Annotated in this window: 21 protein-coding genes; 7 read left to right on the top strand and 14 right to left on the bottom strand. The window is 41.5% G+C overall.

Annotated features, from left to right (window positions below; translation table 11 throughout):
- Positions 1-20 precede the first annotated feature (20 nt).
- Positions 21-1,211, top strand: a complete 1,191-nt coding sequence (locus tag SJY38_RS09560; RefSeq protein WP_004587316.1) for an amino acid aminotransferase — start codon at positions 21-23, stop codon at positions 1,209-1,211.
- A 264-nt stretch (positions 1,212-1,475) separates the two neighbouring features.
- Here SJY38_RS09560 and SJY38_RS09555 read toward each other — a convergent pair whose 3' ends face one another.
- The 9 genes from SJY38_RS09555 to SJY38_RS09515 form a co-directional block, all read right to left on the bottom strand.
- Complete coding sequence (locus SJY38_RS09555; RefSeq protein WP_286740451.1) at positions 1,476-2,321, bottom strand: Tim44 domain-containing protein; 846 nt, start codon at positions 2,319-2,321, stop codon at positions 1,476-1,478.
- A 160-nt stretch (positions 2,322-2,481) separates the two neighbouring features.
- The gene (locus SJY38_RS09550) at positions 2,482-3,234 is read right to left on the bottom strand and encodes a DUF3379 family protein (protein WP_054982184.1); all 753 of its coding nucleotides are present in this window, start codon (positions 3,232-3,234) and stop codon (positions 2,482-2,484) included.
- Positions 3,234-3,791: a sigma-70 family RNA polymerase sigma factor gene (locus SJY38_RS09545; RefSeq protein ID WP_039972214.1), complete on the bottom strand. Its 558-nt coding sequence runs from the start codon at positions 3,789-3,791 to the stop codon at positions 3,234-3,236. The genes SJY38_RS09550 and SJY38_RS09545 overlap by 1 nt, the downstream gene beginning before the upstream one ends.
- A gap of 63 nt (positions 3,792-3,854) precedes the next feature.
- Positions 3,855-5,519 carry a BatD family protein gene (locus SJY38_RS09540; RefSeq protein WP_286740446.1) on the bottom strand — a complete coding sequence of 555 codons (1,665 nt, stop codon included), beginning with the start codon at positions 5,517-5,519 and terminating at the stop codon, positions 3,855-3,857.
- Positions 5,513-7,420 carry a VWA domain-containing protein gene (locus SJY38_RS09535; RefSeq protein WP_288422261.1) on the bottom strand — a complete coding sequence of 636 codons (1,908 nt, stop codon included), beginning with the start codon at positions 7,418-7,420 and terminating at the stop codon, positions 5,513-5,515. Before SJY38_RS09535 ends, SJY38_RS09540 begins: the two co-directional genes overlap by 7 nt.
- On the bottom strand, positions 7,420-8,406 hold the full coding sequence (locus tag SJY38_RS09530) for a VWA domain-containing protein (protein ID WP_024031872.1): 987 nt from the start codon (positions 8,404-8,406) through the stop codon (positions 7,420-7,422). The genes SJY38_RS09535 and SJY38_RS09530 overlap by 1 nt, the downstream gene beginning before the upstream one ends.
- Positions 8,399-8,833, bottom strand: a complete 435-nt coding sequence (locus SJY38_RS09525) for a DUF4381 domain-containing protein (RefSeq protein ID WP_055253030.1) — start codon at positions 8,831-8,833, stop codon at positions 8,399-8,401. The genes SJY38_RS09530 and SJY38_RS09525 overlap by 8 nt, the downstream gene beginning before the upstream one ends.
- A gap of 2 nt (positions 8,834-8,835) precedes the next feature.
- Positions 8,836-9,780, bottom strand: a complete 945-nt coding sequence (locus tag SJY38_RS09520; protein WP_286740443.1) for a DUF58 domain-containing protein — start codon at positions 9,778-9,780, stop codon at positions 8,836-8,838.
- A 3-nt stretch (positions 9,781-9,783) separates the two neighbouring features.
- Positions 9,784-10,740, bottom strand: coding sequence for an AAA family ATPase (locus tag SJY38_RS09515; protein WP_377109662.1), 957 nt, complete (start codon positions 10,738-10,740; stop codon positions 9,784-9,786).
- Positions 10,741-11,069: 329 nt separating this feature from the next.
- On the opposite strand from SJY38_RS09515, the gene fadI reads away from it, so the two are divergent.
- The 3 genes from fadI to SJY38_RS09500 all read left to right on the top strand — a co-directional run bounded on the left by fadI (position 11,070) and on the right by SJY38_RS09500 (position 15,399).
- The gene (fadI, locus tag SJY38_RS09510; protein WP_024031879.1) at positions 11,070-12,380 is read left to right on the top strand and encodes an acetyl-CoA C-acyltransferase FadI; all 1,311 of its coding nucleotides are present in this window, start codon (positions 11,070-11,072) and stop codon (positions 12,378-12,380) included.
- A complete protein-coding gene (gene fadJ / locus SJY38_RS09505) occupies positions 12,380-14,602 on the top strand; it encodes a fatty acid oxidation complex subunit alpha FadJ (protein ID WP_377109661.1) in 2,223 nt (740 codons plus the stop codon). The genes fadI and fadJ overlap by 1 nt, the downstream gene beginning before the upstream one ends.
- Positions 14,603-14,889: 287 nt before the next feature.
- On the top strand, positions 14,890-15,399 hold the full coding sequence (locus SJY38_RS09500; protein ID WP_377109660.1) for a GNAT family N-acetyltransferase: 510 nt from the start codon (positions 14,890-14,892) through the stop codon (positions 15,397-15,399).
- A gap of 37 nt (positions 15,400-15,436) precedes the next feature.
- Here SJY38_RS09500 and SJY38_RS09495 read toward each other — a convergent pair whose 3' ends face one another.
- On the bottom strand, positions 15,437-15,823 hold the full coding sequence (locus tag SJY38_RS09495; RefSeq protein ID WP_004587303.1) for an MmcQ/YjbR family DNA-binding protein: 387 nt from the start codon (positions 15,821-15,823) through the stop codon (positions 15,437-15,439).
- A gap of 194 nt (positions 15,824-16,017) precedes the next feature.
- Here SJY38_RS09495 and yeiP point away from each other — a divergent pair, with 194 nt between their 5' ends.
- Positions 16,018-16,590 (top strand): elongation factor P-like protein YeiP, encoded by a 573-nt coding sequence (gene yeiP, locus SJY38_RS09490; RefSeq protein WP_004587302.1) that lies wholly within the window; start codon positions 16,018-16,020, stop codon positions 16,588-16,590.
- A gap of 405 nt (positions 16,591-16,995) precedes the next feature.
- Here the strand turns inward: yeiP and SJY38_RS09485 are convergent, their stop codons facing one another.
- Both SJY38_RS09485 and SJY38_RS09480 read right to left on the bottom strand, forming a co-directional pair.
- Positions 16,996-19,254, bottom strand: a complete 2,259-nt coding sequence (locus SJY38_RS09485; protein WP_377109659.1) for an EAL domain-containing protein — start codon at positions 19,252-19,254, stop codon at positions 16,996-16,998.
- Between the two features lie 55 nt (positions 19,255-19,309).
- The gene (locus SJY38_RS09480; RefSeq protein WP_138577470.1) at positions 19,310-22,033 is read right to left on the bottom strand and encodes an insulinase family protein; all 2,724 of its coding nucleotides are present in this window, start codon (positions 22,031-22,033) and stop codon (positions 19,310-19,312) included.
- 183 nt (positions 22,034-22,216) lie between these two features.
- Between SJY38_RS09480 and sixA the strand changes: the two genes are divergently transcribed.
- Together sixA and SJY38_RS09470 are read left to right on the top strand one after the other, a co-directional pair.
- Positions 22,217-22,687: a phosphohistidine phosphatase SixA gene (sixA, locus tag SJY38_RS09475; RefSeq protein WP_004587298.1), complete on the top strand. Its 471-nt coding sequence runs from the start codon at positions 22,217-22,219 to the stop codon at positions 22,685-22,687.
- A 15-nt stretch (positions 22,688-22,702) separates the two neighbouring features.
- The gene (locus tag SJY38_RS09470; protein WP_004587297.1) at positions 22,703-23,053 is read left to right on the top strand and encodes a RidA family protein; all 351 of its coding nucleotides are present in this window, start codon (positions 22,703-22,705) and stop codon (positions 23,051-23,053) included.
- A gap of 6 nt (positions 23,054-23,059) precedes the next feature.
- Here the strand turns inward: SJY38_RS09470 and SJY38_RS09465 are convergent, their stop codons facing one another.
- A complete protein-coding gene (locus SJY38_RS09465) occupies positions 23,060-23,992 on the bottom strand; it encodes an AEC family transporter (protein WP_055253036.1) in 933 nt (310 codons plus the stop codon).
- 15 nt (positions 23,993-24,007) lie between these two features.
- A complete protein-coding gene (gene smrB, locus SJY38_RS09460; RefSeq protein ID WP_024031888.1) occupies positions 24,008-24,565 on the bottom strand; it encodes an endonuclease SmrB in 558 nt (185 codons plus the stop codon).
- Between the last annotated feature and the right edge of the window lie 27 nt (positions 24,566-24,592).

Genomic DNA, 24,592 nt, shown 5'->3' with positions numbered 1-24,592 from the left:
TTAATGATAAGAGATAGCTAATGTTCTCAGAATTAAAACCATTACCAACAGATCCTATTCTTGGCCTTATGGCAGCCTATAAACAAGATACAAACCCTAACAAGATTGATTTAGGTGTAGGTGTCTATAAAGATGAGCAAGGCAACACACCGGTATTAAAAGCGGTAAAAAAAGCTGAAGCATTTCGTTTAGAAAACGAAACAAGCAAATCTTACATTGGTTTAGCGGGTAACTTAGACTACTGTCAAAAAATGGAAAACCTATTACTAGGTGAGCACCAAGCACTTTTAGCAAACCGCGTACGTACTGCACAAGCACCAGGAGGTACAGGTGCACTTCGCGTTGCGGCTGAATTTGTTAAGCGTTGCAATAAAGACGCAACAGTGTGGGTAACAACGCCAACATGGGCAAACCACATTAGCTTGTTTGAAGCTGCGGGCTTAAACGTTAAAGAATACCCGTACTACGATTACGAAAACAAAGATTTATTGTTCGACGACATGATAAACACCCTTAAGCAAGTACCAAAAGGGGATATTGTGCTACTTCATGCTTGTTGTCATAACCCAAGTGGTATGGACTTAAACGAGACACAGTGGAACACAGTTGCTCAGCTTGCAAAAGAAGTTGGCTTTACACCACTTATTGATATTGCTTACCAAGGCTTTGGCTCGTCACTTGAAGAAGATGCACGTGGACTGCGCATTTTAGCTGATGCAGTAGAAGAGCTAATTATTTGTTCATCATGTTCTAAAAACTTTGGTTTATACCGTGAGCGTATTGGTGCGTGTTCAATTATTGCAAAAGACACTGCAACCGCTGATATTTCAAATTCAGTGCTATTAAGCGTTGTTCGTAGTATTTACTCTATGCCTCCAGCGCACGGTGCTGACATTGTAAACACTATTTTAAGCAGCACAGAGCTTACACAAATGTGGCACAGTGAGCTTGATGAAATGCGTAATCGTATTAATGGTTTACGTAGCTTAATTAAAGAAAGCTTAGCAGCAAAAGAGATAGAGCAAGACTTTTCGTTTATTGAACGTCAACACGGTATGTTTTCTTTCTTAGGTATTAATAAAGAGCAAATTGCGCGCCTGCAAAAAGAATACGGTATTTACATTGTTGGTTCTAGCCGCGTAAATGTAGCGGGTATTAGTGATACTAACATTGAGTATTTCGCAAACGCCGTTGCTGACGTTTGTAAATAATACTATTACTTAACAGTAATAAAAAACCGCCCAGCCTAAACTTTAGGCTGGGCGGTTTTTTTAGCTGTTATTTATACCAATTAGCTAATACCAATCTGCAATAATACTTAATCATTTTACGGGCTAAACGTGTCGCTACCTGCGTTAAAAAGCTCTCATTTAGAACACCTAAATAGCGAATTTTTTGCCGAACTATCAACACGTTTATCCTCCCTCAAAGTAGATCACTTAATTAAGCGAATTGGTATAACTATAATTACAGCACTATTCGCTATCGATTAAGTCTTCTACGCCTACAATCAGCCATGGAGCATCTGAGGTGGTAGCACGCTCAAGGTGCCAAATCTCTAAAATAGGCTCTTCTTTTTTATCGTCTAAGTCGCGGTATTTGCCTTTAAATTGCACACTTACTTGCCACGAATTTGCTGTTGTTTCAGCGCGTACAAGCTCGGCATCAATAAACATCACCTCAGTCGCTACCCGTTCAATCGCTTCGCGCTCAGTTTTAAACTCTTGAGCTAACGATGGGCTTAAATACTCAGCCATCGTGGCGTAATCTGCATTATTCCACGCAGTTTGCATAGTGTGATAGTGGCTACGCGCGCCTTGTAAAAAGCCATTTACGTCAAAATTAGGGGGTAAATTGAAAGGTACTTGCTCAGTGTGTGCGCTTTGCTGGGTAAAACCACTGCTGGTAGGTTGCTCTGGGGCTGCTTGCTTAAAAGCAGAGTGCCCCGTAGCGTGAGTACCGGCTAATTGCGGGGAGTTGCGAGCGCGCATAAACCCCGTAATAAGTTTAAACAAAATAAAGGCAACGCCTGCTAATAAAATAATTTCTAATAGCTGCATGCCCTCAAAGTTATCTCCTAGCATAGCGGCAATTAAACCGCCGGCTAACAATCCGCCTAATACGCCGGCCATAATGCCTTTTTTACTGCTTTTTGTCTTGGCTGCAGGTGCTGTGGTATCGGCTTTTTGCTTTTGTGTGGTTTGTTGTGTTGCTGGGGTTGTACCGCGTTTACTACTACCAAACTTTTTGCGTGCGTGTGCATCAAAACTTGCTGTACACAGTAGTGCAAGTAATGAAAATATAACGATGATGTTCTTCATGTAATTCCCTAAGTTAAACTGAGCGGTGAGTATAATTAACTTTTCAGTAAAAATTAATAATTACATTTAAAATCAATTGTTTTGGATGAAAAATGAGCGCTGAATAGGCACAAAAAAACCGCTCAGTGTTACTCAGCGGTTTTTAGTCGTTAAGCGCTAGTTACAGCCAGCGAATGGCATTGGTAACCCGCTCGTTGTACACATTAATTGGCGCGCCGGAATTAGCCACTAAAATAGTATCGGCTTTGTCGCCTCGATTAATATGACCTGCAAAGCGCGCATCATGAAAATCATCTTCGCCAAACCCAAACGACTTATTCTCAGAAGGAACAATAAAGACCGTCATGGGGCCAAAGTCCGACTCAAAAATTAAGTGCAGACCTTTTTCACCTTTAAAGTCGCAAAACATTGCATAAGTAATTTTACCTGGCAGCTCTTCTATATGAGCGCCTAGCAGTGCAAGCTTATCGTTAACGCTTTGTAGGCTAATAGCATTGGTTTTTTCAAGGGCGGTAATTTCATGGTAAACATGGGTTAAAGCATGTTCGCCTGCTTCATGAGCAATGTGTTGCTCTGTGCTAAAAAAGAATGCGCCAATAGCTACAAAAAAAGACGCGGCTAGGGCTAAGTGAACACGGTCAAACTTAAAACGTGAGCGTGCATCTACAACGTTATCCCCAGTTGCTTGCTCTTCTTGCATTGCTTTTTCTTTTAACGAGGTGTTTAAAAGAATACGCTCAGCAAGGTTGTCAGGCACAGGCACATCTAACGCATCTTGAATTTGTTTATCAAAGTCTTTCATATCGCTTATAAAGTTTTGTCGCTCAGAGCTCTCTTTAGCAAACTCTAAAAGCTCCTTATCTAAATCGTTTGGCTGCGCAATAGTGCGTCGACGAAACTCAAGTTCATCCATTATTTTGATGCCCCTTTAAGTTGTTCATCATCACGGCTTAAAGCCTCTTTAAGTTGGTTTCTGGCACGGTACAAACGAGTCATAACCGTGTTTTTATTTAAATCGAGAATCTCTGCTATTTCTTCACCAGAGCACCCCATAACAACTTGCAGAAGTAAGGGTTCTCTGTATTCATCAGATAGCAGCGCAATTTGGCGTTGGATAACCGTTTGCTCCATTTCATCATCTAACGAATGGCTGGTTTCATCGACAAGTGTATCGTTTTCTACATCGCTGTAGTCAAACTGCTTGCGCTCAAAGCGACGTGCATTTTCTCTACGCAAAATAGTCAGCAGCCAAGGCTTGGCGGCTTTTTGATCCAATAATGAGTCAAGCGAGCGCCAAGCACGTAAAAACGTTTCTTGTACTAGGTCATCTGCAATATGTGGGTCACGGCATAACCAATAAGCAAAGCGATAAAGCTCCTTATTATATACATGGACCAAGGCTTCATAGCGCTTTTGTTTCTCTGCCATATCAACTAAGACCTGATTATTTGATTTTTTCTTTCCAAGCATAAGTACTTTTTTAATTAAAATTTATTATTTAATGCATGAAAAGACCTAAATTTATCAAACTAGTTAATAAAGGTCTTTTAATACAGCTTGTTGCGACTTTGTACGTTGAACTTGGTGCTGCTCAATTATGTTAATAATAGCATTAAGATCGACATCTGCACTGCTATTTGCATAAAGAGCTGACTGTAAACGGTTAACCTGCGTCGCCAGTTCATCATTATTGATGTTGTGTATTAACGTATCTATCGCAGCCACCTTTTTGCCTGTAAGCTTAATCGCTACCTCATTTAGTTCGCTATAAAATGCATTGAGATTATTTGATTTAGCTGCATTTTTAAGCGCGTTTAATGAAAGCGTTTGGGCTTTATTTACAGATACACTGTTATTTTTTTGCTCATTATTAGTAGAACGGCTTAACCAATAAAAAATTGCAGTGATTATCCAAAAAATATACCCAAGCACGGCAATAATAATTAACCAAAGCGGAATAACACTTTGCGGCGCGGCTATTGTTGTATTGGGCTGCTGTGTAATACTTACTTTATTAGCAGGCAAAGTTGGCTCACCTGTATTAAGGTTGTCGTTTGCAATAGCACCTGGGTTTATAGCATTGGCGCTAGGAGTTACCGTTATAGTGCGCTCAGGCAATGTAGCGTAACTAATGCGGTTTATTTTGGTGTTATACCAAGGCAGTGTTATTTCTGGGAGGGTGTAGGTGCCCGCTTTTTGTGGTAATAACGCAAATGACGCTGTTTGCTGAGATACAACCCGTCCGTTTCTTACGGCATTGTTTGTTTCTACATCATCGGGGTAACTGCGAATTCCTGCAATGGTTTTCATATCAATTTCGGGCAGTTGCTCTTTAGTAACCCCTAATGCGGTTAAGGTAATAGTGCGTGTAATAGGCGTGCCAACTTCTACAGTATTTTCATCAGGCTGCCACTGCTCATCAATATTAACTAACTCACTCGGTAGCCATGCGCCTTTATAGTTTGCCGGAATAGGTTTTATCTCAAGTTGCTGATCATCCCCTAAAGCCGACACCTCTAATTGGCGGTAATTTTGCTGTACACGACCTTGAAACGTAGGACCAACAATGGTGTATACACCACTTTTTTGCGGTTGTAGTAAGTATTCTCGGGTGATCACTAAATAACGTTTACCATCTACAAGCTCATAGCTTTCGGTTTGTTTACCTAATTGTGTAAGCTGTGCATCTTGCATACTGGGCGTACTTAGGCTGCCATCAAGCAGCTCTTTTGCTAGGTAGAGTTTAATCGTATATACGCCAGCTTCTTGAACAAACAACGAGTCACTTGAGAGCGATGTTTTTAAAAAAATATCGTTATTTTTATCAGCATCGGCAGCGCGCTTTGCCACTTTTAATTTTATTGGCTGCGAGCTTAAACCGGCCACGTTAAAAGCCGGAATGGTGTATTCACCTTCATTACGGGTCATTAACTTAACAGACCAGGTTGTTTGCTTATTAATGCTGCCATTTATAATGTTGGTGCGCGTACTTAAACTTGTTGGCCCAACTACAAAGTCTTTAAGTAACACCGAGGTGTCGGGTTGCTCGCTTTTTATTGTGTCGTCAACTGAAATGTTAAGCATAAAAAATTCGCCAGCAAGGACTGGGTTTTTATCTACACTTGCCTCTAATTTGGTGGCGGCCCATGATGGCATCGCACTTAATAGCAATAAACAGCAAAATAATCGCATTACCATGATTTTTCTACTCCTGTAGGGCGACGTTGATATTGTCTTTTTTGGGCTTCTAATTGCATTTTATTCCGTAATAAAATTGCCGGATCGTCCGGTACTTTTCTTAATAACTGGTTAAGCTGCTGGGCTTTTTCTTTCTCTTCGTTGGTGAGCTCACGCGTTTGTGCTTGCGCGGCTTGTTGTTGAGCGTTTTGCTTTTGCTCATCTGTTAACGTTTGCTGCTGCGCTGTTTGCGGCTGAGTATTTTCAGCCTGTTCTTCGTTTGTTTGCTCAGGCTGTTTTTGCTCTTGATTAGCTTGTGGCTGAGTTTCTAGTTCTGGCTCATTTTGTTTATCTGATTGTGAACCCGACTCAGCACTTTGTTGCTCTTGCCCAGTGTCAGACTCATCACTTGGCTCACCTTGCTGATCTTGTGATTGCTCGCCTTGACTTTGCTCTGATTGAGAATCGCTATTTTCACCTTGTTGGCTTTGATCTGATTGCTGATTGTTTTGTTGCTCACTTTGATCAGATTGTTGCTGGTTATCTTGCGAATCACCCTCTTGCTGCTGTTGCTGCTGTTGTTGCTCGAGCAACTGCTCAACCAAAGCTTGGTTATCAGCGGCTTCGCTAAAGTTAGGTTGTAGCGTTTGTGCTTGTTTGTAAGCATCTATGGCTTGTTCTAGCTGTCCTGATTTGGCAAGCGCGTTGGCATAGTTATAAAAACCAGTGGCTGATTTATCTTTACTAAAGGCTTCTAGTGCGGCATCAAAATTACCTTGTTGGTACAACGCAGACCCTTTTAAGCTGCTTGAGTCGGCATTGGCGGCCCGTTCAAAATCTTTATTTTTATAAGCATCTAGCGCTTGCTGATCAGTGTTTTTTAAAAAAGAGGGGAGCTCTAATGCACTTGCCTGTTGGGTTGGCAAAACGCTGAGTACTAAAAAGGCGCCTACAAATGCTGCACTTCTAAATAAATAAAGGCCTAAGGGAAGTAAAATAAGTAATCCATATATACCTGCGTCTATGCGCCACAGGGCATGGCTTTGTTTTTCATCTTTTAATAACTCACTGTTGGCACTTGGTGCAAAAGTGGCTATGTCACTGCTGCTTGGTTGGTAAAGGGCAAACTTTCCACCACTGCGGGTCGCTAGGCTTTTTAAGCGGCTTATGTTAATGGTGGGGATGACTATTTGACCGTAGCTGTCTTTTAAAAAACCGCCTTCAGGTAATTTAATTGGTGCGCCTTGCTCTGTGCCTACGCCATAAATATTTAGCCGATAAGAAGAATTACTGGTAAAGCTAGTAATATCGCTTTGCTCTTCTTGGTCTATGCCATCGGTGACTAATATTATATCGCCATCAATATAGCCTGCTTGTGTTAAAAGCTCTTTTGCCATATCAAGGCCAGCTAAAACATTAGAGCCTTTGTCGGGCATAATGTCGGGGCTTAAACTCGGAATTAAATTAGTAAGCGTAGTGGCATCGTTTGTAAGTGGCGAAATAGTAAATGCACTGCCGGCATAGGCAACTAAAGCGGTGTCGCCTTCTTTAAATAGCTCAATCATATCGAGTGCTTTAAAGCGTGATTGCATTAAACGATTTGGTGCTATATCGGTACTGTACATTGAGTACGACATATCCATTACAATCACACGGGCACTTTTACTTTGAAATACAGGAACCTGTTTTTCTTCAAAACTAGGACCTGCACTAAAAATAATAGCTAAACAGCAAAATACAGCGACCAGCCAAAGTGGCTGGCTGGCTTTAGTGTTTGACTCGTTCATAATAAACGGCGCCAAATGAGGGGCAATTAGGTTATCTGCGCTTTGTTTTTTATGCTTAATAAAGGCTATAAAAAACAACGCAAGTGCAGGTATTAAAAGCCACAAAACAGCGGGACGAATAAATGTAAAGTCCATTAGTTAGGCTCCTTTAATGCACGTAAGGTGCTTAACATTACTTTTAAACTAATGAGTAAAATAGCAATAAGTAGTGGGTAGTAAAACAATGAGCTTTGCGGGCGAAATGTTTGCTCATCTGCGCTAATTGGCTCTAATTTATCAAGCTCTGCGTAAATTTGCTGAAGGCCAGCCACATCTTTGGCTCTAAAATATAACCCACCGGTTTGTTCGGCAATGTCTTTTAACAAGCTTTCATCTAAGCTGCCCCCACTCATACCACCCATATTAAATAGGCTAAATCCTCGGGGGTTATCTGAGCCAACACCTATGGTATATACTTTTATGCCTTCCTCGCGGGCAAGGAGTAGGGCATCTTCAGGTTTTAAATTACCTGCGGTGTTTTGGCCATCAGTTAATAGCACCACAATACGGTTACTTTTATCTTTGTTGGCAAAACGCTTTACCGATAAACCTAGCGCATCGCCAATAGCAGTGGCACGCCCAACTAAGCCAATTTGAGACTCACTGAGCATTTTACTTACGGTTTTAACATCGCGAGTCAGTGGCGTTTGTAAAAATGCGGTGTCGCCAAATAATATCAGGCCTAACCTGTCGCCTTGGCGCTGCTCTATAAAGTCACTCAATACCGCCTTTACCATAGTGAGGCGATCAACATATTGGCCGTTGTAAGCCATGTCTTGTTCGGTCATTGAGCCAGATAAATCGACCGCAAGCATTATATCGCGCCCTTCGTTTGGTAATGAAATAGGGTCGTCTAACCATGTCGGGTTGGCTGCAGCAGTGACCAGTAATAGCCAAAGTAGCCATTCAAAAATAGTTAGTTTACGTGCGCTTTTTTCAAGGCTTTGGCTGGCTAAGTTATGTTTGGCAAAGCTTGGAATACGTAACCGGGTATGTGCGTTACTGGCAGCAGGTTTTAATAATAAAAGTAATAAGGGCAGAGGTAGTAATAAAAACAACCATGGCCAGCTAAATTCAAACATGTACTGGCTCCTTTAGTTTAAATTGCTTTATGCCTTGGCGTAATTTTTCGTTAAGCGCGTCATTGGTTTGCTGCGCATTATACAGGCTTAAAAGCTCATGCTCGGTAAAGCTTAAACCGGTTAAGGTATTAAGTGTGTTACACCAGTTAGCAGTTGATTGCGTTGCTAGGCGTTTATCGTAATACTCTATTACTAAGCGCTTTAAAATAATATGAAGTGTTTGCGCGCTTTGCTCGTTGTGGCTTAAATCGATTGCGTAGCGCTTAGGCTTTTTAAATTTATAATTTTTGTAAAACCAAAAAGCAGCTGCACAGATTGCTATGAACAGCAGGGTAATAATAACCCACCAAGCAGGGGCGAGTGGCCACCAACTAACTTGGCTTGGCGCTATTATATCGTGCAGGCCATCGAGTGGATTGGTTTGCATGGTTATTTTCTCACTAATTGCAGCTCAAGCGGGCTCGCTGCATTGAATGATATTAAGTTAAGACCCGATTTAGTTAAGCGATTTAGACGTGCGCTAAATGCTTGCTCGGCGTTTTTTGCAAAGCGTTCTCTAAAGCTTTTATCCATAAGCGGTAGCGCAAAATCTTGGCCGTTGGCATTAACAGTGACAGCGTTTTTAAACGCGGGGAGCGTATGTTCAAACGGATCACTTATATAACAGCCTATCAGCTCACAGTGGCGGCTTAGTATTTCTAATTGTTTAAAGCTTGCATCATCTAAGGCATTAAAGTCAGAGACTAAATACACTAAGCTGCCAGGTTTAGCTAAGTGGTTAAGGCGTTTTAAATTATCGCTAAAGTTGTTGGTTGCTTGTTTGTCTATATTGTTAAGTGCTTGCTGGTGGCTGTCGCATAGATTATGACACAGCTTTAATACCGCTTTTTCGCGGGCGCTGGGCTTTAGTTCTAAATGCGAGTGTTGATTAAACACAATACCGCCAATTCTATCTCCGCGTTGACACGCCGACCACGCAACTAGCGCGCTAATGTGCGCAGCCTGTACCGACTTAAGCAGCAGCTTTGAGCCAAATAGCATAGAGTTTGAAAAATCAGTAAATACAAAAACTGGGCGCTCTTTTTCTTCTTGAAAAAGCTTTGTATGGGTTTCGCCGGTACGCGCTGTTACTCGCCAGTCAATAGAGCGAATGTCATCACCTTGCTGGTAATGACGCACTTCGGCAAACTCCATGCCTCGGCCTTTATGGGGCGCAAGGTATTGCCCAGTTAAACTGTTTTTAATTTTAACTTTAGGTGCCAGCTCTAATAACTGTGCTTTAGCTTTGTAATACAGCAGTTCTTTTAGCGCTAAATTTACACCGTGGCTGTGGCTTTCTTTTAGCCACGCCTTTGAGTCTAATTGTGTTTGCATAACTTAGGGTACGGCTACAAGTTCAACAATGCGGCTAATAACCTGATCTTTAGTAATGCCATCAGCCTGTGCTTCGTAGCTTAAAATAATACGATGGCGCAGTACATTATTTACAACGGCTTGAATGTCATCGGGTGCTACAAAATCGCGGCCATGTAACCAAGCGTGGGCACGGGCACATTTATCAAGTGCAATGGTAGCACGCGGGCTTGCACCGAACTCAATCCAACGGCCAAGTTGCTCATCAAACTTAGCTCCTTCACGAGTGGCAATAATAAGCTGTACTAAATATTGCTCAAGCGGCTCGGCTAAATACAAGCCTAAAATAGCTTGGCGAGCGGCAAATAAATCGCTTTGGGTAATTTGCTGCATAACCACTTGTTGTTCATTAAGTGCTTCACCACGGGTTAACCGCAGTATGTCTAGCTCGTGCTCTGCACCTGGGTAATCAATGCTTAAATGTAATAAAAAGCGGTCTAATTGTGCCTCTGGCAGCGGGTAAGTCCCTTCTTGCTCCAGCGGGTTTTGGGTCGCCATTACCATAAACAAATCGCTTAGCGGATAGGTGTTTTTGCCTACCGTTACTTGGCGCTCTGCCATGGCTTCTAGTAGTGCTGATTGTACTTTTGCTGGGGCACGGTTTATTTCATCGGCTAAAATAAGGTTATGAAATAAAGGGCCTTTCTCAAACACAAACTCGCTAGTTTGTTGGCGGTAAATATCGGTGCCAGTTACATCGGCAGGTAATAAGTCGGGCGTAAACTGTACGCGCTGGAACGAGCCTTCAATGCCTTTAGCAAGGGCGTTAACAGCACGGGTTTTTGCAAGCCCTGGCGGGCCTTCTACTAATAGATGGCCATCAGCTAAAATGGCAATAAGGAGTGCTTGAGTAAGCTCTGGCTGGCCAATAATTTGTGTATCTAAGTACGTTTTTAATTGTTTGAATGCGTTAGCTGCCATAATAAATAGACTTCCTCGTCAGCTGGGTTTGTACCTAATTTATTTTAGGTGATTAATACTGACCTAGTTATAAGGTTTATAAGTGAGTAACTCAAGAGTTAGACTGTATTTTTAAAAATAGTTCGTTATTTTTTAACGGTTTTTAGCGTACCACAAAACTTTGTAAAAACGCGCAAAAAAGCCTATTGTGGTAGTCAATATTAAGCACTATGTATATATCTACCTTTAGTGCTTTTGTATAAATTTGTGTTTATCTATTGGCTTTAGCACACGGGTTGTTTAGAATCGAGGAAAACAAACAGGTCAGACCTGTCAGCGGGAGAGCATAAATGTCTGAGCAAAACATACTAAAAACACCAAAAGGCGACCGTATTGCCATCGTTAGCGGCTTACGTACTCCTTTTGCAAAACAAGCAACAGCGTTTCACCATGTACCAGCCCTTGATATGGGTAAGTTGGTGGTTAACGAAATGCTTGAACGATTAAATTTCGACAAGTCAGAAATCGATCAACTTGTATTTGGTCAAGTAGTACAAATGCCAGAAGCGCCAAATATTGCACGTGAAATTGTTTTAGGTACGGGTATGCCAGTAGGCGTAGATGCGTATTCTGTATCGCGCGCATGTGCTACCAGCTTTCAGGCCATTGCTAATGTAGCTGAGTCTATTATGGCAGGCTCTGTAAATGTAGGTATTGCCGGTGGCGCCGACTCATCTTCAGTATTACCTATTGGCGTAAGTAAAAAATTGGCAGGTAGCTTAGTTGATTTAAACAAAGCACGTACCTTAGGCCAGCGTTTACAAATATTCTCAAAACTGCGTTTAAAAGATTTATTACCAGTACCGCCTGCGGTTGCTGAATACTCAACAGGCCTTTCAATGGGGCAAACTGCTGAGCAAATGGCGAAAACACATAACATAAGCCGTGAAGATCAAGATGCACTAGCGCATCGCTCGCATTCACTTGCAACCCAAGCCTGGGCCGATGGCAAGTTAAAAGATGAAGTAATGACGGCGCACTTACCGCCATATAAAAGCTTTATTGAAGAAGATAATAACATTCGTAAAAATTCTACAGTTGAAGGCTACGCTAAGCTTAAGCCGGTATTTGACCGCCAACATGGCTCGGTTACTGCTGCAAATGCAACACCATTAACCGATGGTGCAGCTGCCGTTCTGATGATGAGCGAAAGCAAAGCAAAAGCACTAGGCTACGAAATTTTAGGTTATGTACGTAGCTTTGCGTTTTCGGCAATTGGTGTAGAAAAAGACATGCTAATGGGCCCAGCGCATTCAACGCCTATCGCACTTGATAGAGCAGGAATTACACTTGCTGATTTAGATTTAATTGAAATGCACGAAGCCTTTGCATCGCAAACACTTGCCAATATGAAAATGTTTGCATCAGATAAGTTTGCGCAAGAGCAACTTGGTCGTAGCAAAGCAATTGGCGAAATTAACATGGATAAGTTTAACGTTAACGGCGGCTCACTGGCATATGGTCACCCATTTGCAGCAACCGGTGCTCGCTTAATTACGCAAAGCTTACACGAGCTTAAACGTCGTGGTGGCGGTTTAGCATTAACAACAGCGTGTGCTGCTGGTGGTTTAGGTGCAGCCTTTGTATTGGAGAGCGCGTAATGACAGATTCAGTATTTAATTTAACGGTAGATGAAAACAAAATTGCCGTAGTAACCATTGATGTGCCGGGTGAGAAAATGAATACCCTGCGCGACTCATTCGCTGATGACTTAAAAGCTTTACTTGAACAAGCGAAACAAGAGTCAGTAAAGGGGATGGTATTTATTAGTGGTAAAAGCGATAACTTTATCGCGGGCGCTGATGTAAAAATGCTTGATAGCGTGCAAAAGCGTGAAGATGCATTAGCAATTAGTGAACTTTGTCATCAAGCATTTTTTGATATGACAAAACTACCTTATACAACAGTGAGTGCAATACATGGTGCTGCGCTTGGTGGTGGTTTAGAGTTTGCTTTAGCGTGTGATTACCGCGTAGGCACAGATAGCGATATGACTAAAGTAGGCCTGCCTGAAGTACAACTTGGTTTATTACCAGGTGGCGGCGGTACGCAGCGTTTAACTAAAATTGTAGGCATTCAAAAAGCACTTGAATGGATGCTAACAGGCAAGCAGATTCGCCCTAAGCAAGCTAAAAAAGCAGGCGTATTAGATGATGTAGTACCACAAAGCGTATTACTAAAAGTCGCTAAAGAATTTGCCGCTAAGAAAAAGCCAGCAGATAAAGAACCAAAACTTGATAAAGTAAGCAAATTATTAGAGTCAAACCCGTTTGGCCGTAACTTTATCTTTAAAAAAGCCAAAGAAAACGTCCTTAAAAAAACCGGCGGACATTACCCTGCGCCGCTTGCAATTATTAAGGCTGTGCGTGCAAGTGTAGAGCTTGATAAATTAAAAGCATACAAAACAGAAGCTGAAAGCTTTGCAACACTTGTAATGAGTGATGAATCTAAAGCGCTTCGCGGTATTTTCTTTGCAACCACTGAAATGAAAAAAGAGTGGCGCAACGACGATGCGCCAGCAATCAGTAAAACAGCTGTTTTAGGTGGCGGCCTAATGGGTGCAGGTATTGCGCATGTAAGCGCAGTAAAAGCCAAAGTACCTGTACGTATTAAAGATGTAGCAGAGCAGGGCATTAGTAATGCCATGAACTACACCTACAAAATTTTAGATAAGCGCCTTAAACGCCGCATTATGTCTAAAGCTGATATGCAGTTAACCATGAACCGTATTACCGGTACTACCGACTACAGTGGCTTTAAACACATTGATTTAGTAGTAGAAGCTGTATTTGAAGATTTAGCCTTAAAGCAAGGTATGGTTGCCGATATAGAGCAGCAATGCCAAAGCAATACTATTTTTGCAAGTAACACGTCATCACTGCCTATTTCACAAATTGCAGCACAGGCACAGCGCCCTGAAAACGTGATTGGCCTGCATTACTTCTCGCCAGTTGAAAAAATGCCACTCGTGGAGATTATTCCGCACGAAGGGACTTCACAAGAGACTATAGCGCGCGTAGTTAACTTTGCACGTAAGCAAGGTAAAACGCCCATTGTGGTAAAAGACATGGCAGGTTTTTACGTAAACCGTATTTTAGCGCCTTATGTAAATGAAGCAGCTAATTTAATGCTTGCCGGTGAGCCAATTGAAAAAATTGATGCAGCCCTTGTAGAGTTTGGTTTCCCAGTTGGGCCGCTTGCTTTACTTGATGAAGTAGGGATTGATATAGGCTCTAAAATTGCCCCAATTCTTGAAAAAGAATTAGGCGAGCGATTTAAAGCGCCTGATGCATTTTCTCGTATGATTGATTCAAAACGCCTAGGCCGTAAAACGGGTCGTGGCTTTTATGAGTACGATAAAAAGAGCAAAAAAGTTGACGAGTCAGTGTATGAGCTATTAGGTGTAACCCCTGCACCGCGTTTAAATAAAAGCGAAATTGCTAAGCGTTGTGTATCACAAATGCTTAACGAAGCCGTGCGTTGTTTAGACGATGGCATTATTGCCAGCCCACGTGATGGCGACATTGGCGCTATATTTGGTATTGGCTTCCCACCGTTTTTAGGTGGACCGTTTAGCTATATGGATAAATTGGGCGCCAGCAAGGTTAGCTCTGAAATGTCTACATTAGCTAATAGCAATGCAAATTTTGCCCCATGCGACACGTTAGTAAGTATGGCTGAATCAGGCGCTAAGTTTTATCAAACGCAGCCTGTTGCAGATGAGCCAAGCCCAGCACCTGTTGCTGAACAAGCTATAGAAGCAGAACCTGCTGATGAGCAACCTCAAGAAGAGAGCGTTGACTCACCAAAACAAGGCTCGTAAAAACAGCTTGATTAAAAAACCGCATTATATGCGGTTTTTTTATATCTGCTATTTGTAAATATAGAATTCTAGGGCGCAATAATACCAACCCGCAATAATACTTAATCATTCTGCGGGGCTAAACGTGTCGCTACCTGTGTTAAAAACGTGCATTTATAAAACCTAAATTGCCAGTTTTTATTTAGTTATCGACAGGTTTTTACCTTCAAATAAGACTTATAATTAAGTGGCTTGCTATAAAGTATGTTAGCTTAATTTGCAGCTAAGCAGATAAGAGGTAAACCATTATGCAGTTGTTTACAGCACGATTGGCAATGCGCCCACTTCAAAGCAGTGATTGGCCATTATTTTTGCAGTTACATCAAAATCCTACCGTGATCCGTTATTGCTACGATATGCCCAGCGAAGCGTTTGTACGCAGCCGGTTTGAACAACGTTTAAAAAGTTGGGATAGCACTTCTACTCATCCACTTTGCCTTGTGGTATTTGATAAGCATTCAAATGAGCCCATGGGTGTAACGGGGTTTACATACGAACTTGAGCAAGCTGAGCTAGGCTATTTGTTTTTACCCGCGTATTATAATCAAGGCTTTGCCAGTGAGTCATTGCGTGCCGTGATTGAGTGGGCATGGCAACAATGCGGTATTACACAGTTTAAAGCCGTGGTTACAAAGGGGAATATAGGGTCTGAAAAGGTATTACAAAAGTGTGGATTAACGTTAACTGGCATTAATACGCAAGCGCACACTATTAATAATGCACGTTATGATGATTTAATATACACATTAAAATTGTAGCAAATAGGGCTAGCAAGCTAGCCCGTGATGGTGGTTTCTATAGATGTGCTTCAATTGCTTTACGGTCTTTTTCTGGCATATTCTCAACAACTAATTTGAACGAATTATCGATCATTCTTTCAATTTCGCCTTGTGGAATAGAGCCATCTAATATCACCGTATTCCAAAGCCTCTTGTTCATATGATAGCCAGGGATCACCGCAGGAAAAATATCACGCAATTTAAGTGCTTCATCGGGATCGCACTTTAAATTAAGCCACCAAATAGGATCTCCATCATCATTTACGTCTCCATCATTACCTAAGGCAAGGGTGGCAAACATTTTATGATTTACTTTATAAACATCAACCTCTTGAGCAAATGGTTTTGTCACTTGCACCAAGGGCTTCTTTACTAAATACTCATGTACTGTGTTTTGGTCCATGATCCAATCCTTGAAGTCATACTCGGTAGAGATACCATAGCAGTTTTTTTCGCTTTTGATTATAGGTATTTAGTTTTAAATTAAAAATTTGCAAGTCTATATCAAATGCAGCCCCAAATTAACGTATTTTTAGTTGAACAATACCCAGTTCGTGGTATGTTTCTGGCAATCAAAAAAATAATAGGAAAACCCCTATGCCAAAGGCGAGTGAAGTTAAAAAAGGAACCGCGATTGAGTTTAATAATCGCGTGTTGGTAGTTAAAGATATTGTACGTTCAGTACCGCAAGGCCGTGCAGGCGGTAGTTTGTACCGTATGCGTTTATACGATGTAGTAACAGGTGCAAAAGTAGACGAAACCTTCAAAGACAGCGACATGCTAACCCTAGCAGATTTAACTCGCCGCGAAGCAATGCTTTCGTACATTGATGGCGATGAATACGTGTTTATGGATAATGAAGACTACACGCCGTATAACTTAAACAAAGAGGCGATTGCAGAAGAGATTCAATTCGTTAACGAAGAAACGCAAGGCGTACACGTTATTGTGATTGATGGCTCGCCTGTAGGTTTAGATTTGCCATCAAGCGTAGAGCTGGTTGTTGAAGAAACAGACCCTTCAATCAAAGGCGCTTCTGCCAGTGCACGCTCTAAGCCTGCACGCCTGAGCACGGGTTTAACCATTTCGGTGCCTGAGCATATATCTACGGGCGACCGTATCCGTATTAATACGGTTGAGCACAAATTTATGGGTCGCGCTGAAAAGTAACCCAAGCTATACAATAAAGCTGGCGCTATGCCGGCTTTTTTTATGCCTAAATTTTTAAACTAGGGAATAGTAATCTGCATCGATACTTAACTTATATGCGCTGAAAACTAAAATGGCGACTCATTGGCTTATCAAGCCTGCTGCTTTAAAAGTGTGTTATTTGCCGTTAAAATGCGCAGCGTTGTTTTGAGCTCAGTTGGGGTGATGTTTGCTTTTCGTTTTTATTAACGCTCTATGTGCTTTGGTCATTTACATTCAAGCGCTTAAAAAAGGTATGCCAATTAAACGGTGGATTTTATTAGGGGCGCTAATCGGACCGGGCGCATGGTGCTTATTTGGTTTGCATTACAGGCGTGCTTTTATACGCAACGTAGGAGCTGGTGCGTGTATATGGCGCCCGTAACATTACCTTATTTGCGCTAAATGTTTATTAGCACTAATAAGGCTTGGCGTAGAGTTGCTTTGTTGCTGTTTCAAAAAGGCCGTAAACTCATCTTTTGAAAGCGGTTTTGAATAGAAGTAGCCTTGTACGGTTTCACAATTTAGCGTTTTGAGTATGTCAATTTGGCTTGCTTGCTCCACACCTTCAGCAACCACATGTAAATCGAGGTTTTGCGCAATCGTCACGATAGAGTCAACCATGTTGCGGCCACGTTCGGTTTTCATGTCATCAATAAATGCTTTGTCTACTTTTAAGGTATTCAGCGGAAATTGTTTTAAGTACGCTAAAGATGAATAACCTGTACCAAAATCGTCCATGGCTAAATGAATACCACGGGCACTTAGCGAGCGCATAATTGCAATGGCTTCTTGTGGGTCGTCCATTACCGTGCCTTCGGTAATTTCCAGCTCTAAAAAGTAAGAAGGTAGCTCGTTTTTTTGCAATATCACGTCAATACGGGTCGTTAAATCTGGCAAGCTAAACTGCTTAGCCGATAAGTTAACTGCAACGCGGCCGCTAAATAGCCCATCGTCTAGCCATTGTTTTACATCGCGACACGCTTTGTTTAAAACCACTTCACCAATTTCTATTATTTGCCCGGTTTCCTCTGCAATAGGAATAAATACACCGGGGCTAATAACGCCTTTTTTAGGGGTTATAAAGCGCACTAATGCTTCCATTCCGGTAAGTTTACCTGTGCGAATATTCATTTTTGGTTGGTAATACACTTCAAAATGGTTTTCTTTTAGACCAAAGCGCATTAGGTTTTCTATTTGTAAGCGTTTAACCGCTTGGCGGTTCATGGTGTCGTTAAAAAACAGGTAACTATTGCCTTTCTTTTTAGCATGATACATGGCGGTATCTGCGTTTTTTAACAGCAGCTCTGGCGTACTGCCATCTTCGGGGAATAACACTATGCCTACGCTTGAGGTAATAGCGAGCTCGTGGCCTGCCATTTTAAATGGGGTCGCAATTGCAGCTAAAAATTGCTTTGCCATGCGAGTAATAACATGAATATCATTAGTATCTGCCATAACTAAGGCAAATTCATCACCCCCTAGGCGGTAAAAAACATCATTCTCTCGGGTTAACTTATTTAATCGCATAGCCAGTTTTGCTAATAGGCTGTCGCCTAGCTGGTGGCCTAATGAATCATTAATCTTTTTAAAGTTATCTAAATCAAATACCAAAAGGGCATGGTGGGTATTTTGTTTTACTAGCTTTTGTAGGTCAGTAAAAAATAAATTTCTGTTAGGTAAACTGGTCGTACGGTCTCTATTTGATAAATTATGCAGTTGCGATTGTGCATTTTTACGTTCGGTTAAATCTGAATAAACCACTACATAGTTTGTTATTTGGTGTTGATCGTTTTTTATCTCATCAATAGAAATCTCTATGGGCAGTAACACTCGCTCACTATTGCGCAGTTTTACCTCTTGTTGAATTCGCTCACGCTCTCGTACTATATTTTTAATGTTTTCTGTGTAGCTTTTATCGTAACCAGGTAAGTTAAAAGGCTTTTTGAGATATTGCTCTCTAACGCCACCAAAAAGCGTTAAAAAGCTGGGATTAATATCAACTAAGTTAAAGTTTTTATCATATATAGCAAGTGCATCAGTGAGTGATTCTACACACTTAGCAAATAAATTGAGGCGCTCTTGTGTTGATTTTAACACTGAAATATCGCGCACTGTGCCGGTCATTCTCAGTGGCGCTAAGTTGGCATCTTTTTCTATTATTTTTCCGCGGTCTAATACCCAGTGCCAGTGGCCAAAGGTGTCTTTAATGCGGTAAGTGGCTTCAAAAAAAGCAGACTTTTGAGCAAAGTGTTTTTTTAATAAATGCTCTACTGAGGCAATATCGTGTGGGTGGATCAAGCTTTTGTTTGGCGGAAAACCCATTAACGTTGTTGAATCCATCATGTATTTATCGTTAATACGAATAACTTCGCCTGTTTTTATATTCCAATCCCAAAGCGTATCGCCACTGCCTTCAACTGTGCTTTTTAAGCGCTTTTCCGAGAGGCTGTGCTGTAACCGAGAGCGCTTTAATTTATAAATTACAAATAATAGGTATGGCAAAGCCAACGCAAGTAGGGCACTGGCAATAATTAAAACGGTATTGGTATTTATATTTAAGGCGTGTTCAAAGGCAACCGCTGCGGGTGCTAGGCTTAGCAGCAACCAGTACAAACCACATTTTATTGTTGTTATTTTTATCATTTGTTTTATTACTACTAATTAACAAATGATAATTTAAATCATGCCACTTGCAGAGTCAAAGAGATTGCGAGCAAAGCGGCATTTTTTGCGATTTATTTACTTTTGCGCTACTTAATAACTCATACCTTGGCCTATCTTTTGAAAAAGTAGCTATGGCATAGCTTTTCATTTCTTCTAGGCTGAGGGCATGCAGTGCCTCTAGCAGGCGTTTTTGCATATGAAAGTCATGATCTTTATTGCCTATTGCAAGCCAAAAGCGCTGTGAGCGTAACCGTAAGTTTTTATCTTTTTCAGCAATATGAGTTGTCAAACCTTGTTTATGCTGCTGCCATGTTGTTTCATCCAGGGAGTCTAGGTTAGCAATAAATTGGCTTACAAAATGATTATGCCTGTGCAGTAGAGTCTGAGCTTCAAATTTTGGTGATTGAATATAAAAAGCAATACCGGCGCGGGTGTTAAATGGTGCATAGCCAGAGCCAACTAAGTAGCCTAGCTGTTGTGTGGTTCTCAGCTCGTTAAAATAGTCTTGGTTAATTATATGGTTAAGTGCCATTAATTTAACTTTTTCATCCACTTCTGCAGTTTGTGCTTGGTAGTAAATGACCATGGCGTTATCACTGCATGGCAGTTCAAGTTCGCAGCGAGTCACTTGGTCTATCTCGTGCAGCGGGCGTGTTAAATCTTCAATAGCCGTGGCGTTTTTTAAATGCTCAGCCACTTTTTTATGAAATACCTTCGCGTCTGTTTGTTGCCAATTACCGTGCAAAAACGACTCAACATGTAAGGCTTTAAAAAAGTCGGCTCTAAATTCATTAAATTGCTGAAAACATGTATTTTTAAGTGCAGTGGCTAACTCGTCAGGTTGTGGGTTCCATGGCATTATTTTGGCACCTAACACGCTAAATAATTCACTCACGGGTTTATTTTGGTTGCTGTTACGCCAGTGCCTTACCAGTTGCTTTTTGTATTCGGCAAAGCGGCGTGCGCAAATATCAACATTAAATAGCGCATCAAGTAATTGCTCCACCAACTCTAGCTGACTAGTCGATAGCCCAGCGGTGTGCAACGTAAGCCCGCCTTGGTGAGAGGTTAAATGATAACTTAAACCTGCCAATTCTGCGGGGTAAAACTGCTCGCCAACACTGTCCATAAATAAGTCACTAAAAAGGCGCGTTAATGCCATGTGCTTTACATCTTTTACTGCAAAGTGCGAGTCCATTGCTAAATAAAAATGACCTTTGGCCACTCTAAAGGTGTTGTCTTGTTTAAACCAAAAGTCAAACCCAGGCTCTTTAACTAACAGTAAAGGCTTGGTTTGAGGTTTTTCGACTTCGTATAGCACCACTTCTTTTGTTAAATAGGGGTTTGCTGTGGGCAGCAGCATAGTGCTCAGCGGTTTATTTATATGCGCAAGCGACTCCAGCCAATGCGGCGAAATTGGCTCAACTTTGTAAGGGGTGTTGTACCACGCGGTGGTGTGCTCTGCCTCTACGCCTGGATGAATAAGTACTAAGCGCATATTATGCGGGGTAAGCCATTGCATCGCCATTTCGTGAGTGGCTTTATTAAAGCCCTCCATTAAGTAATCGCCTTGCACATAGTTAGCTTCGTCGTAGTGTTGCATATTAATGCTTAGGTTACTTACCCAATCTATTAAGCGCGATTTTTCTTGGTTATCAAACGCAATTTGTAACAGGTTTTTTTTATCTTGATACAGGCGCGGTAGTTTGTCGGTGTTATCGTTGATTAGACAAATATACTCAAACACAATTTCTATTATGTCTTCAAAGTATTCAATGCCTTCATCGGTAAGCGCCATGCTAATGTTAAAATCTTTAAAGTTACTGCCATTTATACCGCCGCCGGCAGAAAGTGCGTTAATCCACCCTTGCTCTTTTAAAATAGAGTACAACGAGCCTGCGCCTTCGTAGCCTAGTAAGTGGGCTATAAAGCTGACGGTTTTGTGGCGATAAAAGTCATCGATATTTGGCATAGCAAAACTAATAATGAGTTTTTGCATGTGCTTGTGTGGTTCAATGTGCAGTACTTTGCCAATATCTTGCGCGCGATATAATGGCTCCTCAATAGGGGCTTTAAGCGCACCTTTATGGCCATTAATGCCACTAAAATAACGATGCGTCCACTGCGCGAGTGTATCAAGCGGTTCGTTGGCACAAATTACCAGTGTCATCCACTGCGCTTGATAGTGCTTATTAAAAAAATCTCTTAACTCGTCACTTATGCAGCGCTCTCTATCGGCGAGGGTATGTAAATTACCCACCGAAAATTTAGCAAAGGGGTGGGCTGGGTTTACGGTTTCTTTATGAGCCTGATAAATACGACGCCCATCATCTTTTATTTTTAATTTAAACTCAGCCTCTATGGCATTACGTTCTTTTTCGGTTTCCGCTGGGTTTAATAATGGGGCAATAAAAAAACGGCTAAATTGCGCAAGTGCTTTTTCAATGGCTTGGTTATTAATATCAAAGTAATAGCACGTGTGCTCAGTGCCGGTCCAGGCGTTGGTGTTACCGCCCGATTGAGACACAAAATTATTAAAGCTTCCAGAATCAGGGTATTGGTCGGTACCTAAAAAAAGCATATGCTCTAAAAAGTGTGCAAGGCCTTGCCTGTCAAGGGGGTCATCAAAATGGCCAGCGTTAACCGCCATAGAAGCAGCGGCTTTAGTTGAATCTTTATCTTGCACTAATAATACTTTTAGCCCATTGTCGAGTGTAATGGCGCGGTATGCTCTGTTATCATTGCGGCTGATATTCAAATGATGCTCCTGAAACTAGACGTTTACTTGTTAACAACAGATGATAGCTTCAGGACAGCGAAAAAATAGCGAAAAGATTTACCTGAATATCATGAGAGAATTATTCTTTGGAATAATAGTTAATATAGCGGACAAATGGGCAAACTGGCTACTGTTTTATATTCATTAATCGGTTGATTTTTTATGAAAACAATCTTAATTATGCGCCACGGCGAAGCGACACCGATGCAAGCTAACGACGCAGCAAGAAACCTAACACCGAAAGGCCATGCAGAAGCAGAAAAAATGGGCTTATGGCTACACAAACACTTTTCTGTTGATGCGTTATTGGTAAGTCCTTACTCGCGCGCGCAGCAAACAGCTAAAGAAGTTGAAAAAAACAATGTATTTAAATTTAGTGAAACCTGTAGCGACATAATCCCCGAGGGTAAGCCACAAATAGCAGCTGATTATTTAGAAACACTTATTGCTATGCATCCTCAGTGTAATACCTGGTTGGTGGTCGCCCATATGCCTATTGTGAGCTATATAGTTGATCAGCTCAGCCCGGGTAACATGCCTATTTTTAACACTGCAGCGGTTGCTGTAATTCAGTATGATGAAACATCACAGCGCAGTGAATATGTAAATATTAACGCGCCTGCCAACATATAGAGAAAAGAGATAACAATGAGTATAGAACGCCTTGAAACGGGTGCGCGCATGAGCCGTATAGTTAAACATAATGGAACCGTTTATTTATGCGGACAAGTATGCAGCGATGCAGAGCAAAACATTACAGAGCAAACGCAAACTATGCTCGACAAAGTAGAGGCCTTACTTGAGCAGGCGGGGAGTTCTAAAAAGCATATGCTAAGCGCAACTATTTACGTTAAGAGCATGGAATATTTTGCCGATATGAATGCTGTATGGGATGCGTGGGTGCCAGAAGGTTATGCACCAGCACGCGCCTGTGTTGAAGCTAAAATGGCGCGCGATGCGCTATTGGTCGAAATTTCGGTAGTGGCCGCACTTAAATAAGCGATTTTATAAAAGCACAGCAAGCCAAAACGAAAAGCTTACAACACTAAGCACCGTTGAAAGCACCACTGCACCGGCGAGCGTAACTTGATGCGTATTTAATTGGCTTGCAATTAAATACGCATTAACGCCAACAGGCGAGGCGCTCAGCAATACCAGTACGTTACGAATTTGCGTATCTAGTACAAACACCCACGTAGCTGCTACACACACAGCAGCAGGTAAAATCAGTATTTTTAACAGTGAAGAAATAAGGGCCGGCTGCCAATTTGCTGCCACCTTATAAAACACCAAATTAGCGCCTAACACAAATAAAGCACATGCAATAGCAGGGCTGGCGAGTAGCTCTAAGGCATTGGCTAAATTAGCAAATAATGTAATTCCCGACACATTTAAAAGTAATCCACAGCCAATACTTAACACTATAGGGTTAAGGACCATGTTTTTAGCAAATTTTGCCCACGAGAAGTCAGCTGTGTTTCCTTTCGCGCCTATTAAATAAGTTAACGCAAAAAGCAGCGTGCTATGAAATGTGATGATCATAAAGGCGATAGCAATCATGTCTTTGCCAAGTGAAGCAATAACAATGGGTATACCCACTAACACCATATTTGAATAACTACCGGCAAGACCAAACACACTATGCTGTTGATAATTTCCAGCATTGGCTTGTTTAGTTAAATAGTACCTATCAATAAGTATGCCCAAAGCAAATACCGCTAATACAGGAATATAAAAGCTTAAAAATGCTTCGAGGCTAATACTTTGATGCAAATTTATTTGCGACATATTGAGCATTAAAAAGGCGGGTAAGCTCACATAAAAAGTAAATTTACTTAAGCCGGCAATATGCTGCTGATTAAAAAACTTAAAATAACAACAGGTGTAGCCCAGTGCGACAATAAAAATTAAGGGAAAAATAATCGAAAAAATTTGCACGTATTCTTCCTTTAATTAACGTCTAAACTCATCGCTTTGTGGTAAATCAATTAAAATCAGCACGGCACCGCGCCCGCCGTATTCTAGCGGTGCTTGATGCATGGCAATTACATCGGGGTGCTGTACCAAATACTGCGGTACTTTGTGTTTTAAAACACGCTCGCCAATGCCATGCACTATGCACGCGCAGTAATAATGCTGTTTTTTGCACTCGTGAATAAGCCCCGCGAGTTCATCTTTTGCACGTTCTTTATTAAGCCCGTGCAGGTCGAGTGTTAAATCGGGCGCAAAGTCGCCGCGTCGTAACTGTTTTGCTAAAAAAGAGTCGTGGCCATTTTGCACGTAATTAATGGTGCTATTTGTGTCTATATCGGGAATATATTCGTCAGAGAAGAAAAATTCAGACTCAACCTGCTTTTTTTGCTGGGCAAATTGCTTCGCTTGTGACACCTTAGGTTTTGTATCAAACCTATGGGTATCTTGTTTAAACACCTTAGCGCCTGTAATTGTTTGGCGAAAAAGGTCAATGTCGTCATTGCTTAGGGACGATTGTGATGAGATGTCTTTTTTCATAAATTTTACCTAAACAAAAAAACGTAA

This window comes from Pseudoalteromonas sp. R86517 (genome assembly GCF_042466295.1).
In the GTDB taxonomy this organism is placed as follows: Bacteria; Pseudomonadota; Gammaproteobacteria; order Enterobacterales; family Alteromonadaceae; genus Pseudoalteromonas; species Pseudoalteromonas atlantica.
The sequence above is the reverse complement of the archived record's forward strand: the minus strand, read 5'-3'. Positions and strand labels throughout refer to the sequence as shown.

Bases quoted from the DNA above. Each gene is read 5' to 3' on its own strand.
- yeiP (WP_004587302.1), top strand. From the start codon at position 16,018: ATGCCAAAGGCGAGTGAAGTTAAAAAAGGAACCGCGATTGAGTTTAAT.
- SJY38_RS09540 (WP_286740446.1), bottom strand. From the start codon at position 5,519: ATGGTAATGCGATTATTTTGCTGTTTATTGCTATTAAGTGCGATGCCA.
- SJY38_RS09520 (WP_286740443.1), bottom strand. From the start codon at position 9,780: ATGCAAACACAATTAGACTCAAAGGCGTGGCTAAAAGAAAGCCACAGC.
- SJY38_RS09470 (WP_004587297.1), top strand. From the start codon at position 22,703: ATGAGTATAGAACGCCTTGAAACGGGTGCGCGCATGAGCCGTATAGTT.
- SJY38_RS09530 (WP_024031872.1), bottom strand. From the start codon at position 8,406: ATGTTTGAATTTAGCTGGCCATGGTTGTTTTTATTACTACCTCTGCCC.
- fadJ (WP_377109661.1), top strand. From the start codon at position 12,380: ATGACAGATTCAGTATTTAATTTAACGGTAGATGAAAACAAAATTGCC.
- sixA (WP_004587298.1), top strand. From the start codon at position 22,217: ATGAAAACAATCTTAATTATGCGCCACGGCGAAGCGACACCGATGCAA.
- fadI (WP_024031879.1), top strand. From the start codon at position 11,070: ATGTCTGAGCAAAACATACTAAAAACACCAAAAGGCGACCGTATTGCC.
- SJY38_RS09555 (WP_286740451.1), bottom strand. From the start codon at position 2,321: ATGAAGAACATCATCGTTATATTTTCATTACTTGCACTACTGTGTACA.
- SJY38_RS09535 (WP_288422261.1), bottom strand. From the start codon at position 7,420: ATGGACTTTACATTTATTCGTCCCGCTGTTTTGTGGCTTTTAATACCT.
- SJY38_RS09495 (WP_004587303.1), bottom strand. From the start codon at position 15,823: ATGGACCAAAACACAGTACATGAGTATTTAGTAAAGAAGCCCTTGGTG.
- SJY38_RS09485 (WP_377109659.1), bottom strand. From the start codon at position 19,254: ATGATAAAAATAACAACAATAAAATGTGGTTTGTACTGGTTGCTGCTA.
- SJY38_RS09515 (WP_377109662.1), bottom strand. From the start codon at position 10,740: ATGGCAGCTAACGCATTCAAACAATTAAAAACGTACTTAGATACACAA.
- SJY38_RS09550 (WP_054982184.1), bottom strand. From the start codon at position 3,234: ATGGATGAACTTGAGTTTCGTCGACGCACTATTGCGCAGCCAAACGAT.
- SJY38_RS09525 (WP_055253030.1), bottom strand. From the start codon at position 8,833: ATGCAAACCAATCCACTCGATGGCCTGCACGATATAATAGCGCCAAGC.
- SJY38_RS09500 (WP_377109660.1), top strand. From the start codon at position 14,890: ATGCAGTTGTTTACAGCACGATTGGCAATGCGCCCACTTCAAAGCAGT.
- smrB (WP_024031888.1), bottom strand. From the start codon at position 24,565: ATGAAAAAAGACATCTCATCACAATCGTCCCTAAGCAATGACGACATT.
- SJY38_RS09545 (WP_039972214.1), bottom strand. From the start codon at position 3,791: ATGCTTGGAAAGAAAAAATCAAATAATCAGGTCTTAGTTGATATGGCA.
- SJY38_RS09560 (WP_004587316.1), top strand. From the start codon at position 21: ATGTTCTCAGAATTAAAACCATTACCAACAGATCCTATTCTTGGCCTT.